Annotated in this window: 15 protein-coding genes; 9 read left to right on the top strand and 6 right to left on the bottom strand. The window is 75.4% G+C overall.

What is annotated here, in order from left to right; all coding sequences use genetic code 11:
- Window positions 1-3: 3 nt before the first annotated feature.
- A complete protein-coding gene (locus tag BMZ16_RS07595) occupies window positions 4-642 on the bottom strand; it encodes a DUF2231 domain-containing protein (RefSeq protein ID WP_255366443.1) in 639 nt (212 codons plus the stop codon).
- Window positions 643-961: 319 nt separating this feature from the next.
- Here BMZ16_RS07595 and BMZ16_RS07590 point away from each other — a divergent pair, with 319 nt between their 5' ends.
- The 8 genes from BMZ16_RS07590 to BMZ16_RS07555 all read left to right on the top strand — a co-directional run bounded on the left by BMZ16_RS07590 (window position 962) and on the right by BMZ16_RS07555 (window position 8225).
- Window positions 962-1708, top strand: a complete 747-nt coding sequence (locus BMZ16_RS07590; RefSeq protein WP_089799094.1) for a succinate dehydrogenase cytochrome b subunit — start codon at window positions 962-964, stop codon at window positions 1706-1708.
- A 50-nt stretch (window positions 1709-1758) separates the two neighbouring features.
- Complete coding sequence (locus BMZ16_RS07585) at window positions 1759-3765, top strand: fumarate reductase/succinate dehydrogenase flavoprotein subunit (protein ID WP_089799964.1); 2007 nt, start codon at window positions 1759-1761, stop codon at window positions 3763-3765.
- Window positions 3762-4511 (top strand): succinate dehydrogenase/fumarate reductase iron-sulfur subunit, encoded by a 750-nt coding sequence (locus BMZ16_RS07580; protein WP_089799092.1) that lies wholly within the window; start codon window positions 3762-3764, stop codon window positions 4509-4511. The genes BMZ16_RS07585 and BMZ16_RS07580 overlap by 4 nt, the downstream gene beginning before the upstream one ends.
- A 50-nt stretch (window positions 4512-4561) precedes the next feature.
- A complete protein-coding gene (locus BMZ16_RS07575) occupies window positions 4562-5884 on the top strand; it encodes an MFS transporter (protein ID WP_255366441.1) in 1323 nt (440 codons plus the stop codon).
- A complete protein-coding gene (locus BMZ16_RS07570) occupies window positions 5881-6717 on the top strand; it encodes an aldo/keto reductase (protein WP_089799090.1) in 837 nt (278 codons plus the stop codon). The genes BMZ16_RS07575 and BMZ16_RS07570 overlap by 4 nt, the downstream gene beginning before the upstream one ends.
- 88 nt (window positions 6718-6805) lie before the next feature.
- Window positions 6806-7312 carry an RNA polymerase sigma factor gene (locus tag BMZ16_RS07565; RefSeq protein ID WP_089799088.1) on the top strand — a complete coding sequence of 169 codons (507 nt, stop codon included), beginning with the start codon at window positions 6806-6808 and terminating at the stop codon, window positions 7310-7312.
- Entirely contained in the window at window positions 7309-7938 is a 630-nt protein-coding gene (locus BMZ16_RS07560) for a methylated-DNA--[protein]-cysteine S-methyltransferase (protein ID WP_089799086.1), read from the top strand. Before BMZ16_RS07565 ends, BMZ16_RS07560 begins: the two co-directional genes overlap by 4 nt.
- An 11-nt stretch (window positions 7939-7949) precedes the next feature.
- On the top strand, window positions 7950-8225 hold the full coding sequence (locus BMZ16_RS07555) for a DUF2277 domain-containing protein (protein ID WP_089799084.1): 276 nt from the start codon (window positions 7950-7952) through the stop codon (window positions 8223-8225).
- 35 nt (window positions 8226-8260) lie between these two features.
- On the opposite strand, the gene BMZ16_RS07550 is transcribed toward BMZ16_RS07555, so the two are convergent.
- The gene (locus BMZ16_RS07550; RefSeq protein WP_255366440.1) at window positions 8261-8596 is read right to left on the bottom strand and encodes a hypothetical protein; all 336 of its coding nucleotides are present in this window, start codon (window positions 8594-8596) and stop codon (window positions 8261-8263) included.
- A gap of 4 nt (window positions 8597-8600) precedes the next feature.
- The gene (mqo, locus tag BMZ16_RS07545; RefSeq protein WP_089799083.1) at window positions 8601-10088 is read right to left on the bottom strand and encodes a malate dehydrogenase (quinone); all 1488 of its coding nucleotides are present in this window, start codon (window positions 10086-10088) and stop codon (window positions 8601-8603) included.
- A gap of 249 nt (window positions 10089-10337) precedes the next feature.
- Between mqo and BMZ16_RS07540 the strand changes: the two genes are divergently transcribed.
- A complete protein-coding gene (locus tag BMZ16_RS07540) occupies window positions 10338-10550 on the top strand; it encodes a hypothetical protein (RefSeq protein WP_089799081.1) in 213 nt (70 codons plus the stop codon).
- Between the two features lie 67 nt (window positions 10551-10617).
- Here BMZ16_RS07540 and BMZ16_RS07535 read toward each other — a convergent pair whose 3' ends face one another.
- From BMZ16_RS07535 to ligD, 3 genes are all read right to left on the bottom strand, one after another.
- Window positions 10618-11811 carry an App1 family protein gene (locus tag BMZ16_RS07535; RefSeq protein ID WP_089799079.1) on the bottom strand — a complete coding sequence of 398 codons (1194 nt, stop codon included), beginning with the start codon at window positions 11809-11811 and terminating at the stop codon, window positions 10618-10620.
- Complete coding sequence (locus BMZ16_RS07530) at window positions 11808-12386, bottom strand: Dps family protein (protein WP_089799958.1); 579 nt, start codon at window positions 12384-12386, stop codon at window positions 11808-11810. The genes BMZ16_RS07535 and BMZ16_RS07530 overlap by 4 nt, the downstream gene beginning before the upstream one ends.
- Window positions 12387-12515: 129 nt before the next feature.
- Window positions 12516-13397, bottom strand: a complete 882-nt coding sequence (gene ligD / locus BMZ16_RS07525) for a non-homologous end-joining DNA ligase (RefSeq protein WP_089799077.1) — start codon at window positions 13395-13397, stop codon at window positions 12516-12518.
- Window positions 13398-13452: the final 55 nt, after the last annotated feature.

The raw sequence follows: 13452 nt of genomic DNA, 5'->3' as shown, positions 1-13452 counted from the left end.
GTCCTACGCGTCGGGGGCCGCGGAGGGCGAGCCGCCCCCGGGGACCAGGTCGACCTCGTCCGCGTCGGGCTCCGTGCGGGTGGTCGGCGGCCCGCTGTGCCGGCGCGGCGGGGAGCCGAGGCGGAACGACATGTGACCGCCCAGGTACCCGCTGGCCGAGACCGCACCTGTCGCGAGCAGCGACGCCACCACACCGGCCGGGTGCGCCCCGCGGCGCCGCAGCACCCAGGACCCCGCGTAGAGGCCCAGCGCCACGGAGTTGAGGGCGGCGTGCGCGACCCCGACGCGCTGCGTCCGGCGGCCGGACACGGCCCAGTCGGCCAGCCCGGTGAGGGAGGTCGGCAGCGCGGCCAGGATGCCGAGCCCGAGCAGCCGCTCGGCATGGGGTCGTGCGGAGGTGCCGCCCACGAGGTCCAGCGTGGTGGCGGACATCCACAGACCCAGCGGCAGGTCGGTCATCAGCGGGTGGAGCGCGTGGCCGAGGTCGCGCCCGTGCAGCCGCGCGGCGAGCTCGGGTCGGCGCTCCAGCGCGGCCGCGAGGCGGGGCTGCCAGCGCTCGATGACGGCGTCGAACGCGTCCGAGCGCTCGAGGGAGCGGGCGGCGCGCAGCGCGGGGGACGTCCGGTCGTCGGTGTCGCTCATCGGGGGACCTCCCTGGGGTGACGGTCTGCTCCGGTGGTCGTCGAGCATCGCACGGCAGGTCGACGCCCGCCCGGGCAACGTCGCCGTCCCGGCGGGGGAGGCAGGGACGTGCAGGCCGCGCCGGTGGGCGGCGTCCTGCAGGGAAGATAACGGAACCTGGCGTGCACCCAGCGCGAAGGAAGACGACAAACCAGCAGGGAAGCCCGGAGGGGAGCGACGACGCGGGGGACTCCAGTCCCACCTCGGCCACCGCGCCGGGTGGGAGCCTCGAGGCGCTGGACGCCCGCACCCCGTGGCGTCCGTGACACGGAGGTCAGCGGTGGCAGTCCCGACCAGCACGCGTCCCGAGCCCGGCCGGGTCCCCGCCGTCGCCCGTCCCGCCCCGACCCCGCCGCCCCGCCCGGCGACCTGGGCACTCAAGGCGGTGATGGCCGTCACCGGACTCGTCCTCGTGGTGTTCGCGGTCGTGCACCTCGTGGGGAACCTCAAGATCTTCCTCGGCCCCGAGCAGCTCGACGGCTACGCCCACTGGCTGCACGAGGACCTGCTGGCCCCGCTCGTGCCGCACGGCTGGTTCATCTGGATCTTCCGCGCCGTCATGGTGACGAGCCTCGTCGCCCACGTCGCGGCCGGCGTGGTGCTGCGGCGCCGCGCGCGCGCCGCCCGCGGGCCGTACCGCCGTCAGGGACTGCGGGGACTGCGCGGGTTCCAGGCGCGCAGCATGCTCGTCACGGGCGCGGTCCTCCTCTTCTTCGTCGTGTTCCACGTCCTCGACATCACGACGGGCACGCAGCCCGCCGCGACCGACGAGTTCGTCGCCGGGCAGGCGTACGCCAACATCGTCGCGTCCTTCCAGCGGCCGGCGGTCGCCGCGTTCTACGTCCTGGCGATCGGGACGCTCACGCTGCACCTGGCGCACGGGCTGTGGAGCGTGGTCAACGACCTCGGGGCCACCGGACGTCGGCTGCGCGCCACGGGCGCGGCACTCGCCGGTGGCGTGGGCCTGCTGGTCCTCGTGGGCAACCTGCTCATCCCGGTCGCGGTCCTGACGGGGCTCGTGGCATGAGCCGCACGGACGCACCCGGCACCGACGGCACCGACGCGATGGGCAGCGACATGACCGGCACGACCGCTCCCGGCACGACCACCGACGCCGGGGCACCGACGCTCACCCCCGAGGACGTGCGCCGGGTCGGTGAGCCGCTCGACGGCCGCGTGCCCGAGGTGCCGGCCGAGCAGGCGTGGGACGACCGCCGCCTGCACTACGACCTCGTCGCGCCCGCCAACCGCCGCAAGTTCACCGTGATCGTCGTCGGCACCGGCCTTGCCGGCTCGGGCGCGGCGGCCGCGCTGGGCGAGCTCGGGTACCAGGTGGAGTGCTTCACGATCCACGACGCACCACGCCGCGCGCACTCCGTGGCAGCGCAGGGTGGCATCAACGCCGCCCGCGCGCGCAAGGTCGACAACGACTCGGTGCACCGGTTCGTCAAGGACACCGTCAAGGGCGGCGACTTCCGCGGCCGCGAGGCCGACGCCTACCGGCTCGCGCAGGAGTCGGTGCGCGTCATCGACCACATGAACGCGATCGGCGCGCCGTTCGCCCGCGAGTACGGCGGCCGCCTGGCGACACGGTCGTTCGGCGGGGTGCAGGTGTCCCGCACGTACTACACCCGCGGCCAGACCGGCCAGCAGCTGCAGGTCGCCGGCGCCAACGCGCTCCTGCGTCAGGTGGCACGGGGGACCGTCACCCTCCACACGCGCCAGGAGATGCTCGACCTGATCGTCGCGGACGGACGCGCCCAGGGGATCGTGGTGCGCGACCTCGTCACGGGGGAGGTGCGGGCCGTCACCGCGCACGCCGTCGTCCTGGCCACGGGCGGCTACGGGAACATCTACTGCAAGTCCACGCTGGCGAAGAACTCGAACGCGACGGCCGCGTGGCGCGCCCACCGGCGCGGCGCCCACTTCGCGAACCCCGCCTTCATCCAGTTCCACCCCACGGCGCTGCCGCTGATGAGCGAGTGGCAGTCCAAGACGATCCTCATGTCGGAGTCGCTGCGCAACGACGGGCGGATCTGGGTGCCGGCACGCGCCGGCGACGACCGCGCCCCGGCGGACATCCCCGAGGACGAGCGCGACTACTACCTCGAGCGGCGCTACCCGACGTACGGGAACCTCACGCCCCGGGACGTCGCGTCCCGTGCGGCCCGCGAGCGCATCGACGCCGGCCACGGCGTGGGCCCGCTGCGCAACGCCGTGTACCTCGACTTCGCGGACGCCGTGGCGCGGCTCGGCCGCGAGACGGTGGTGTCGCGGTACTCGAACCTCTTCCACATGTACGAGCAGGCGACCGGTGACGACCCGCTGCGCACGCCGATGCGGATCGCGCCGGGTGCGCACTTCGCGATGGGTGGGCTGTGGTCGGACTACGACCTGATGACGTCGGTCCCCGGTCTGTTCGTCGGGGGTGAGGTCGGCTGGGGCTACCACGGCGCCAACCGGCTGGGTGCCAACTCGCTGCTCTCGGCGTGCGTCGACGGCTGGTTCACGCTGCCGTACGCCGTGCCGGGCTACCTGGCGCCCCTGCTGGGGTCGCACGTGCTGCCGCCGGACCACGAGGCCGTGCTCGACGCGCTCGAGGCGGTGCGCGCCCGGACGCAGCGGCTGCTGAGGAACGACGGCACGCAGGGTCCCGACCGGTTCCACCGCCGGCTGGGGGAGATCCTCTACCGCTGCGCCGGCGTCACCCGCACACCCGAGGGCCTGGCGCAGGGCATCGCCGAGATCCGGGCGCTGCGCGAGGAGTTCTGGCGCGACGTCCGCGTGCTCGGCGAGGGGTCGGCCCTCAACCAGGAGCTCGAGCGCGCGGGGCGCGTCGCGGACTACCTGGAGATGGCCGAGCTGCTCTGCGTCGACGGGCTGGACCGTGACGAGAGCTGCGGCGCCCACTTCCGCGCCGACCACCAGACGCCCGACGGCGAGGCGCTGCGCGACGACACCACGTGGTGCCGCGTCTCCGCGTGGGAGTCCCCGGCCCCCGACGCCCCCGACCAGCGGTTCGTGCGGCACGACGAACCGCTGACGTTCCAGGCCGTGCCGCTGCAGACGAGGAACTACGCGTGAAGCTCACCCTGGACGTCTGGCGCCAGCCCGACGCCGCATCGCCCGGCGCGTTCGAGACCTACGTGGTCACCGACGCGACCCCCGAGATGACCCTGCTCGAGCTGCTGGACCGGCTCAACGACCAGCTCGTGGCCGAGGGCCGCGAGCCGGTCGCGTTCGAGTCCGACTGCCGCGAGGGCATCTGCGGGTGCTGCGGGGTGAACGTCGACGGCCGGCCGCACGGCCCGGAACGCGGCACGCCGTCCTGCGAGCAGCACGTGCGGTCCTTCGCGGACGGCGACCGTGTCGTGATCGAGCCGCTGCGCTCGGCCGCGTTCCCGGTCGTCAAGGACCTCGTGGTCGACCGGTCGGCGCTGGACCGGGTGATCCAGGCGGGCGGGCACGTCGCGGTCGACGCGGGCACCGCCCCGGACGCGGACGTGACCACCATCGACCACCGGACCGCGGAGATGGCGCTGGACTTCGCTGCGTGCATCGGGTGCGGCGCCTGCGTCGCGGCCTGCCCGAACGGCTCGGCGTCCCTGTTCACCGGAGCCAAGCTCACCCACCTGGCGACCCTGCCGCAGACCCGTGCCGAGCGGGGGCGCCGGGCCGTGGCGATGGTCGACCAGATGGAGCACGACTTCGGGCCGTGCTCGACGTACGGGGAGTGTGCGCTGGTGTGCCCGGCGGGGATCCCGCTGAGCGCGATCGCGGCGGTCGGCAAGGAGCGGATGCGGGCGTTCCTGCGGGGCCGCGCGACCTGACGCCGGGGGGTGCGCTCGGCGCGACGGCACGGCGCCGCTAACGTCGTGCCGTGACCTCGTCCGACGGCCCGCCGGCGCCCGGCACCGCGCGGCCCGGCCTGGGCGGCGGCGACCTCGTCGACGTGCCGCGGCTGCGGCGGCGCACGCTCACCGTCCTGGTGGCCGCGCAGGTCTGCGGCGGTCTGGCCGCCGGGTCCGCGGTGTCGGTCGGCTCGCTGCTCGCGGTCGCGCTGTCGGGGTCGCCGACGTGGGCGGGCGGGGTGACGACCGCGACGACGCTCGGCGCGGCGCTCGCGTCGCTGGGCCTCGCACGCCTGGCGACGGCCCGGGGCAGGCGTGCCGCGCTGTCCACGGGCCTGGCGCTGGCGGCGCTCGGCGCGACGGTCGTCGTCGTGTCCGTCGTCCTGTCCGCGTTCGCGCTGCTGCTGGTGGGAAGCGTGCTGCTGGGCGTCGGGGCGGCCGTGAACCTGCAGTCGCGCTTCGCGGCGACGGACCTCTCGACGCCCGCGACGCGCGGCCGCGACCTGTCGCTGGTCGTGTGGACCAGCACGGTCGGCGCGGTCGTGGGCCCCAACCTCGTGCACCTCGACGGTGCCGTCGGTCGCCTCACCGGGCTGCCGCCGCTGACCGGTGTCTTCGTGCTGGCCGGTCTCGGCATGCTCGTCGCGCTGCTCGTCGTGCAGGTCGGCATGCGGCCCGACCCGCTGGACGTGGCGGGGCGGGCCGCGGGGACCGCGCGCCGGCACGTGCCCGTGCGGGTCGCCGCTGCCACGCTGCGCCGCCACCCCCGGGCCCTCGCGGGCGTCCTGGGCGTGGTCGTCGCCCATGCCGTGATGGTCGCGGTGATGTCGATGACGCCCGTCCACCTGGCGGAGCACGGTGGGTCGGTCGAGCTCGTCGGTCTGACGGTGAGCCTGCACCTGGCTGCGATGTTCGCCCTCGCGCCGGTCATGGGCGCGCTGGTCGACCGGGTCGGGGCGCGGCCCGTGCTCCTCGCCGGCCTGGTGGTCCTCGCGGCGGCCACGGCGGTCTGCGGCCTGGCCGGCGGGGACGCCGTGGGCGTGACGGTCGGGCTCGTGCTGCTCGGCCTGGGGTGGTCCGCGGCGACGGTCGCGGGCTCGGCGTCGGTCGCCGCGGACGTGACGGGCGTCGAGCGCGTCGCCGTCCAGGGGCTGTCCGACGCGGCCATGTCGCTCGCCGGCGCCGTCGGCGGCGCCCTGGCCGGCGTGTGGCTGGGCCTGGTGGGGTACGGCGGGCTGAGCGCGGTGTCGGGGGTCGTGGCGACCCTCGGCGTGCTGGTGGTGCTCGCCGCGCACCGTGGCGGGCGGTCCCCGCGCGCGGACGCGGGCACCGGTGCGAGGGTGACCCCATGACCTCTCCCACCCTCACCCTGAACAACGGCATCGTGATCCCGCAGGTCGGCTTCGGCACCTTCCAGGTCAAGGCCGAGGAGACGCAGCGCACCGTCGAGGACGCGCTCGAGGTCGGGTACCGCCACATCGACACCGCCGCCGGCTACTACAACGAGGCGGGCGTCGGCGCCGCGGTGCGGGCGTGCGGCCTGCCGCGTGACGAGGTGTTCGTCACGACCAAGCTCCGCAACGGTGACCAGGGCTACGAGCAGGCGCTGCGCGCGTTCGAGGACAGCCGCCGGGCGCTCGGCCTGGACGTCGTGGACCTGTACCTGATCCACTGGCCGGTGCCCAGCAAGGACCTGTACGTCGAGACGTGGCGCGCCTTCGAGAAGCTGCTCGCGGACGGTGCCGTCCGGGCGATCGGCGTCTCGAACTTCCTGCCCGAGCACCTCGAGCGGCTGCTGCGCGAGACCGACGTCGTGCCCGCGGCCAACCAGGTCGAGGTGCACCCGACGTTCCAGCAGCGGGCGACGCAGGACGCCTCCACCCAGCACGGGATCGCGGTCGAGGCGTACTCGCCGCTGGGGCAGGGCAAGGACCTGCAGGCCGACGCCGTGACGTCGGTGGCGGAGCGGCTCGGTGTCACGACGGGCCAGGTGGTCCTGCGCTGGCACGTGCAGGCGGGACGCATCGTCATCCCCAAGTCGGTCACGCCCGAGCGGATCCGCTCCAACCTCGACCTGTTCTCCTTCGACCTGACCGACGAGGACGTCGCGGCCGTCGACGCGCTGGACAGCGCGGAGCGCATCGGCGCCGACCCGGCCACCGCCGCGTTCACCCAGATGCGCTGACCCGCACGCGCCGACCTCGGCGCGCCCCGGACCCGCGCCCCGGCGGACCTCACGTCACGGCGGGGCGCGGCGTCTGCACACTGTGGGGATGACCGGACCGTTCGAGGACGTGGTGCGCGCGCACGGGGGCACCGTGCTGCGCGTGTGCCGCGCCGTGCTCGGGCGCCGTGACGCCGACGACGCGTGGTCCGAGACGTTCCTGGCCGCGCTGCGCGCCTGGCCCGACCTGCCGCCCGACGCGAACGTCGAGGCGTGGCTCGTGACGGTGGCGCGGCGCAAGGCGATCGACGAGCTGCGCCGCCGCGCCCGGCACGCGACACCCGCCGCCGAACCGGGCGCCCTGCGGGGTGACCCGCTGGTCGCACCGGCGCCACTGCCCGGGGACCGCGACCTCGACCTGTGGCGGGCGGTCGGCGCGCTGCCCGCCAAGCAGCGGCGTGTGGTGGTCCTGCACCACCTGGGCGGCCTGCCGTACGCCGACGTCGCGGCGCTCGTGGGCGGCAGCGACGCCGCGGCACGGCGCGCCGGTGCCGACGGGGTGGCCGCCCTGCGCCGCACGTACGGCGCGACCATCGACGACGGGGGCCTGCCATGACCATCGACCCGACCACGCGCACCGGTGACGAGCGGGCCACGCTGCGCCGCCTGCACGCCCGCCTCGTCGCCGAGGCGCAGGCCGACGGGCTGCTCGACGTCACCTACCGGGTGGTCGACTCCCCGGTGGGTCGGCTGCTGGTCGCCGCGGGGGAGTCCGGGGTGCTGCGGGTCGCGTTCGAGGTCCAGGGCCACACGGCGGCGCTCGACGACCTGGCCGCACGGGTCGGCCCGCGGGTGCTGGAGGGCGGCGCCCGCCTGGACCCCGTGCTGCGCGAGCTCGACGAGTACTTCGCCGGTCGACGCCGCACGTTCGACGTGCCGGTGGACCTGCGGCTCACGCGGGGGTTCCGGCGTGACGTCGTGGCGTCGCTGACCGCCGTGCCGTACGGCGCGACCGCGTCCTACCGGCAGGTCGCGGCGGCCGCGGGCCGCCCCGCCGCGGTGCGCGCCGTCGGCACCGCGTGCGCCCTCAACCCCGTGCCGCTGCTGCTGCCGTGCCACCGGGTGGTGCGGTCCGACGGGTCGCCCGGTCGCTACGCCGGGGGCGAGGCGGCCAAGCGTGCGCTGATCGGCCTGGAACGGGCGGGTGGCGGCCCTCTCGCCACGGCACCCGCCGAGGCGTAGGTTCGGCAGGCATGTGCCGGAACATCACGACGTTGCGCGGCCTGGAGCCGCACGCCACCGACGCGGAGATCGAGGCGGCCGCGCTGCAGTACGTGCGCAAGGTGACCGGGGTGCAGCAGCTCTCCGACGCCACCCGTGGGCCGGTCGAGGCGGCGGTGGCACAGATCGCGCACATCACCGCGCACCTGCTCGACGAGCTGCCGGAGCGTCGTCGCCCGCCGGCGACGGTGCCGCCGCTGCGCCGCCCCGAGGTGCAGGCGCGCATCGCCGCCCGCCGGACCGGCTGAGACCGCCACGACGTCCGCACGTGCGGGCGGGCCCGTCAGTCGTCCGCGCGGCCCGGTGCCCTCACGAGGCGGGGGATGCCCGCCGGGGCGACGGCCGACAGCGCGAGGAACCGCGCCTCGGCGCGGTGCAGGCGGATGTGCTCGTCGAGCGACCACCCGGGCCCGTTCGTCAGCGTCATGCCGCACGCGCACCCGATCGTCACCGCGCCGTCGTCGTCCACGACGACCTGCCCGACCGTCGTGTGGTCGGTGAAGGCCCGCACCTTGGCGTGGCGCATCGGAGCGCTGACGGGCTCCGGCAGCGTCTCCTGCAGGTCGGTCGTCGGCTCGCCGTCGGTCAGGTGGTCGTCGGGGAGGTCGTGGTCGGGCACGGGCTCAGTGTCCGCCCGTGAGCGTCCCGTCGTCCACGAGCTGGCGCTCCAGCGCCGCGTCCCACTCGCCGCCGCCCAGGCTGGGCATCAGCTGCTGCAGCCGCGGGCGCCACGTGTCGGCCCGCTCGGGGAAGCACCGGTCGAGCAGGTCCAGCATGGTCGCCACCGCGGTCGACGCACCCGGGGACGCGCCCAGCAGACCGGCGATCGAGCCGTCGGCCGACGCCACGAGCTCGGTCCCGAACTCCAGGACGCCACCGCCCTTGCCGCGCTTGATGACCTGGACGCGCTGGCCCGCGGTCACGAGCTCCCAGTCCCGCGGGTCGGCGGTCGGCATGTACGCGCGCAGCGTGCGCAGCCGCGCCGTGTCCCCGGCGGTGACCTCGCGGATCAGGTACGTCAGCAGGTCGAGGTTGCGCATGCCGACGGCGAGCATCGGCACGAGGTTCGCGGGTCGCACCGAGCGCAGCAGGTCCGTCCAGGAGCCGCGCTTGAGGAACTTCATGCTCCAGCCGGCGTAGGGGCCGAACATCAGCGCGCGGCGCCCGTCGACGACGCGTGCGTCCAGGTGCGGGACCGACATGGGCGGGGCACCGATGGCGGCCTTGCCGTAGACCTTGGCGCGGTGCTGGTCCACCACGTGCGGTGCGGTGGTGCGCAGGAACTGCCCGCTGATCGGGAAGCCGGCGTACCCGCGGATCTCCTTGATGCGGCTGCGCTGCAGCAGGTGCAGGGCACCGCCGCCGGCGCCGACGAACACGAACCGGGCGGTGGTCGTCCGCGGCGGGCGGCCGTTCCAGCGGCGGTCCGCGACGGTGACCCGCCACCGCCCGTCGCGCAGGCGCTTGAGCCGCGTCACCTCGCTGCTCGTGTGCAGGGTCGCACCGCGCTCGACCGCGTCGGCGAGCATGGCGCGCGTCAGCGACCCGAAGTCGACGTCCGTGCCCCAGGCCGCGCGCGTGGCGGCGACGGGCTCGTCGTCGGCCCGGTCGGCCATGAGCAGCGGCGCCCAGCGGGCGATGACGGCTGGGTCGGTCGTGAACTCCAGGTCGGCGAACAGGCGGTGCGCGCGCAGCGCCTCCCAGCGCCGGCGCAGGAACTCGACGTCCTGCGCCCCGCGGACGAACGTCAGGTGCGGGGTCGTGGTGACGGCGTCCTCACCGCCGGGCAGCCGGCCCGCCGCGGCCAGGTGGTGCCACAGCTCGCGCGACAGCTCGTACTGCTCGTTGATCGTGACGGCCTTGGTCACGTCGACCGTGCCGTCGGCGCGCTGCGGCGTGTAGTTCAGCTCGCACAGCGCGGCGTGGCCGGTGCCCGCGTTGTTCCACGCGTTCGAGCTCTCGAGCGCGGGGGCGTCCAGCCGCTCGTGCACCTCGATGCGCCACCCGGGCTCGAGCGTGCTCAGCAGCGACGCCAGCGTCGCGCTCATGATGCCGCCGCCCACCAGCAGGACGTCGACGTCGGCCGCGGTCTCGTGCTCTCCAGGTGCCACGTCCGCGATGCTAGGTCGACGTCGAGAGACCTCCCACCACAAGTCATGTGATGTTTGTCTCGTGGGACTTTCGTCACATGCGGTGCGCTGACCTGCGGCGCAGTCGTCGCCGACCGACACCGCGCCGTGCACCCGTCGCGGCGCCCGGGCCGTACCCGGCGCGACGACACGCCGCCGCCGGCGCCCGACACGCCCGGGCCGGGCGCCGAGCGGGTGCGCGACCCGCCCGGCGCGGGGTAGAACCGGTGCATGAGCCCCCACCGCGCGCGCGACCTGACGTCCGACCCCGCCGCCCACGGCCTGGCCGACCAGCCCCTCAGCCAGGCGGACCTGGACGCCGCCGACGCCCGCACCGGAGGCGACGCCGCACGGGCACCGCGGTCGCTGCGCGCCGCCGAGCTCGAGCCCGACGACGAGGCGATCGCCTCGAGCGACGACTGGGACGACCCCGAGCGGCTCTGACCGCGGCACCCGCGCCGAGACGCCGCGCCGCCCGGGCCTCGATGGCCCGGGCGACCCCGGACGGACGTCAGCGCGCGAGCCCGGCCTCCCGCGCACGCTGCAGCAGCTGCTCCCCGTCGTCGCCCGTGAGGACGTCGAGACCGGGTTGGTCGTCCGCCCGCTCCTCGGACTCCTCCTGCTCGGGCGTCGCGAGGGGCGTGCCGTGGGCGAGCACGTGCTCACCGGCCGTCAGCCGGCGGATGAGGACGGCCTCGACGCGGTCCGGGTGGTGCTCCACGGCCCCGGCGTAGATCTGCGGGTCGTGCTGGCCGTCGTCGCCGACGAGCACCCACCGCACCTGCGGCAGGTCGACGAACAGACGGCGCAGCTCGGACACCTTGTGCCGCGGGCCGCTGCGGAACAGCCCGGTGTTGGTCGGTCCCCAGTCCGTGAGCAGCAGCGGCCCGGCGGGGTAGTCGTGACGCCGCAGGAACCGGCCGATCGCCGGTGCCGCGTTCCACGCCCCGGTGGACAGGTACACGACGGGGGCCCCGGGGTGGTCCGCCCGCAGGGCGCGGTAGAGGCGAGACATGCCGGGCACTGCCTCGCGCGCGTTCTCGTGCCGCACGAAGACGTTCCACGCGGCGACGAGGGGACGTGGCAGGCGCGTGACCATCACGGTGTCGTCGATGTCGCTGACGATGCCCACCGTCGGCTCGGGGCCCACCACCACGACGCGCGCGGTGGTCCGGGCGTCGTCCACCGACGTGAGCGTGATGTCGTGCCAGCCGGGCGCGAGGTCGGCGTCGACCATCGCGTCGACGTAGCCACCGCGGTCCGTGGTCAGCCGGTGCGTGCGGCCACCTACCTCGACCTCGACCGGGGCACCGGCCACGGGCGCGGTGAAGAACGACCGCCAGCCCCGGACGGTCGGCGCGGGCCGCTCCCCGGTCTGCGCGCCGCCGCCGGCGTCGGGCAGGTCCCGCTGCCGCACGGTGGGCGAGGCCAGCAGGGTGCGCGCGAGCACCCGCACCTTGCCCCCGGAGCCGTACCCGGCGTACCCGACCACGCGCACCGTCCAGCCGCGCCGGCGCAGCACGCGGGCGAGGACGGCGTCGAACCGGTCCTCCAGGCGTGCCGCCACGTGCAGCCGCTGGACCGGGCTGCCGTCGGGGTTCTCGAGCCGGGGCGTGACGCGTCCTGCGCGCAGCCCGTCGTCGTCCGACCCGCCGCCGGCGGCGGACCCGGTCGAGGCAGGAGCCTCGGCGTGCCGGGGCGTCACGGAGCGGTGTCCGAGGTCACGGCGGACCTCGCGGCCTCGGCGGCACCCTTCTCGGTGGAGGCGCCGGCCGTCGACAGGGCACCACCGGACGACTCCAGGTGGGCGCGGACGAACCAGTGGAACAGCTCGAGCTCGCGCAGGTGCCCGACCAGCAGGTCGTTGGTGACGGTGTCGAGCTCCTCGGTGTCGGCCGCCGCCCGGCGGTGGTCCGTGATGACGCCGACGTAGACCTCGTCCAGGGCGCCGAGGTGCTCGGTGGTGCTCGCACGACCGATCGCGTAGTCGTCCCACGTGCGCGCGGCGACCAGGGCGCCGGGCGTGCCCACCGGCGCGGCACCCAGCGTCGCGATGCGCTCGGCCGTCGCGTCGACCATGAGGCGGACGGCGTCGACCTGGGGGTCGAGCATCTCGTGCACGGCGATGAAGTGCGGGCCGACGACGTTCCAGTGGATGTGCTTGAGGGTCAGCGCCAGGTCGTTCAGCGCGTCGAGCCGACCCTGCAGGATCGCGGCCACCCGCGCGCCGTCCTCCGGCGTCAGCGACGGGACGGTGTACTTCGGGAGATCGCGGGCCATGACCACTCCTTCGCAGACGCGCCGGGCTCGTCCGGCCCGGGGTGACGTCCACGCTGCCAGGAGCCGCGACGCCCCGCCATCGGAGCCGGTGGCCGGGTGCGCGACCTGGTCGGGGGTCGTGCGAGCTGCTCAGAGGTCGAACGGGTCGCCGTCGCGTGCGAGGCGGTCCGCCGCCTCGTCGGCCGTCAGCTGCCGCAGCCCGGGACCGATCTCGTCCCAGTCCCGTGGTGCCGCGACCGTGGGTCGGTCCCGACCGCGCAGCGACCACGGCGTGATCGTGGTCTTCGCCGGGTGGTTCTGCGACCAGTCCAGGAGCACCTTCCCGCCGCGCAGGTCCTTGCGCTGCACCGCGACCACCAGGTCCGGGTGCTCGCCCGCGAGCGCATGGGCCAGGTCGTGCGCGAGCTGCCGCACCTCGGTCGCGGGGCGGGGCCGGGGCAGCGGCGCGTAGAGCTGCAGGCCCTTGGAGCCGGAGGTGACGGGCACCGTGCGTCCGAGCCCTTCGGTGGCGAGCCTCTCGGCGACGAGGTGCGCGACGCGGGCGCACTCGTCGAGCCCGGCGCCGGGTCCGGGGTCGAGGTCCACGACGAGGCGGTCGGCGCCCCGCAGGCCTCCGCGCGGTCCGACGGTCCACTGCGGGGTGTGCAGCTCGAGGGCGCCGGAGTTGGCCGCCCACATCAGCCCTGCCAGGTCGTCGATGAACGGCAGGTCGAGGGTCGTGCCCTCGTCGTCCGTGCCGGGGGACGCGGGCAGGCGCTGGTGCCGCAGCCAGGACGGGGCGCCGCGGGGGACGTTCTTCTCGAAGAACTTCTCGCCGTCGACGCCTCCGGGCCAGCGGATGCGTGTGACGGGTCGGTCCCGCAGCTGGCGCAGGATCGCCGGCTCGACGCGCACGAGGTAGTCCATGACCTCGGCCTTGGTGGTGCCCGTCGCGGGGTACAGGACCCGGTCGAGGTGGGTCAGCCGGACGGGACGGCCGCCGACGTCCACGGTGCGGCGCTCGGCGGTCATGCGGTCGGCGTCTCCTCGGGTTCGCGGGGCGGGTCGGGTGTCAGGTCCGCGCGGG

It is taken from the genome of Cellulomonas sp. KH9, assembly GCF_900114185.1.
In the GTDB taxonomy this organism is placed as follows: Bacteria; Actinomycetota; Actinomycetes; order Actinomycetales; family Cellulomonadaceae; genus Cellulomonas.
This window is presented reverse-complemented; position numbering and strand designations above follow the sequence as displayed.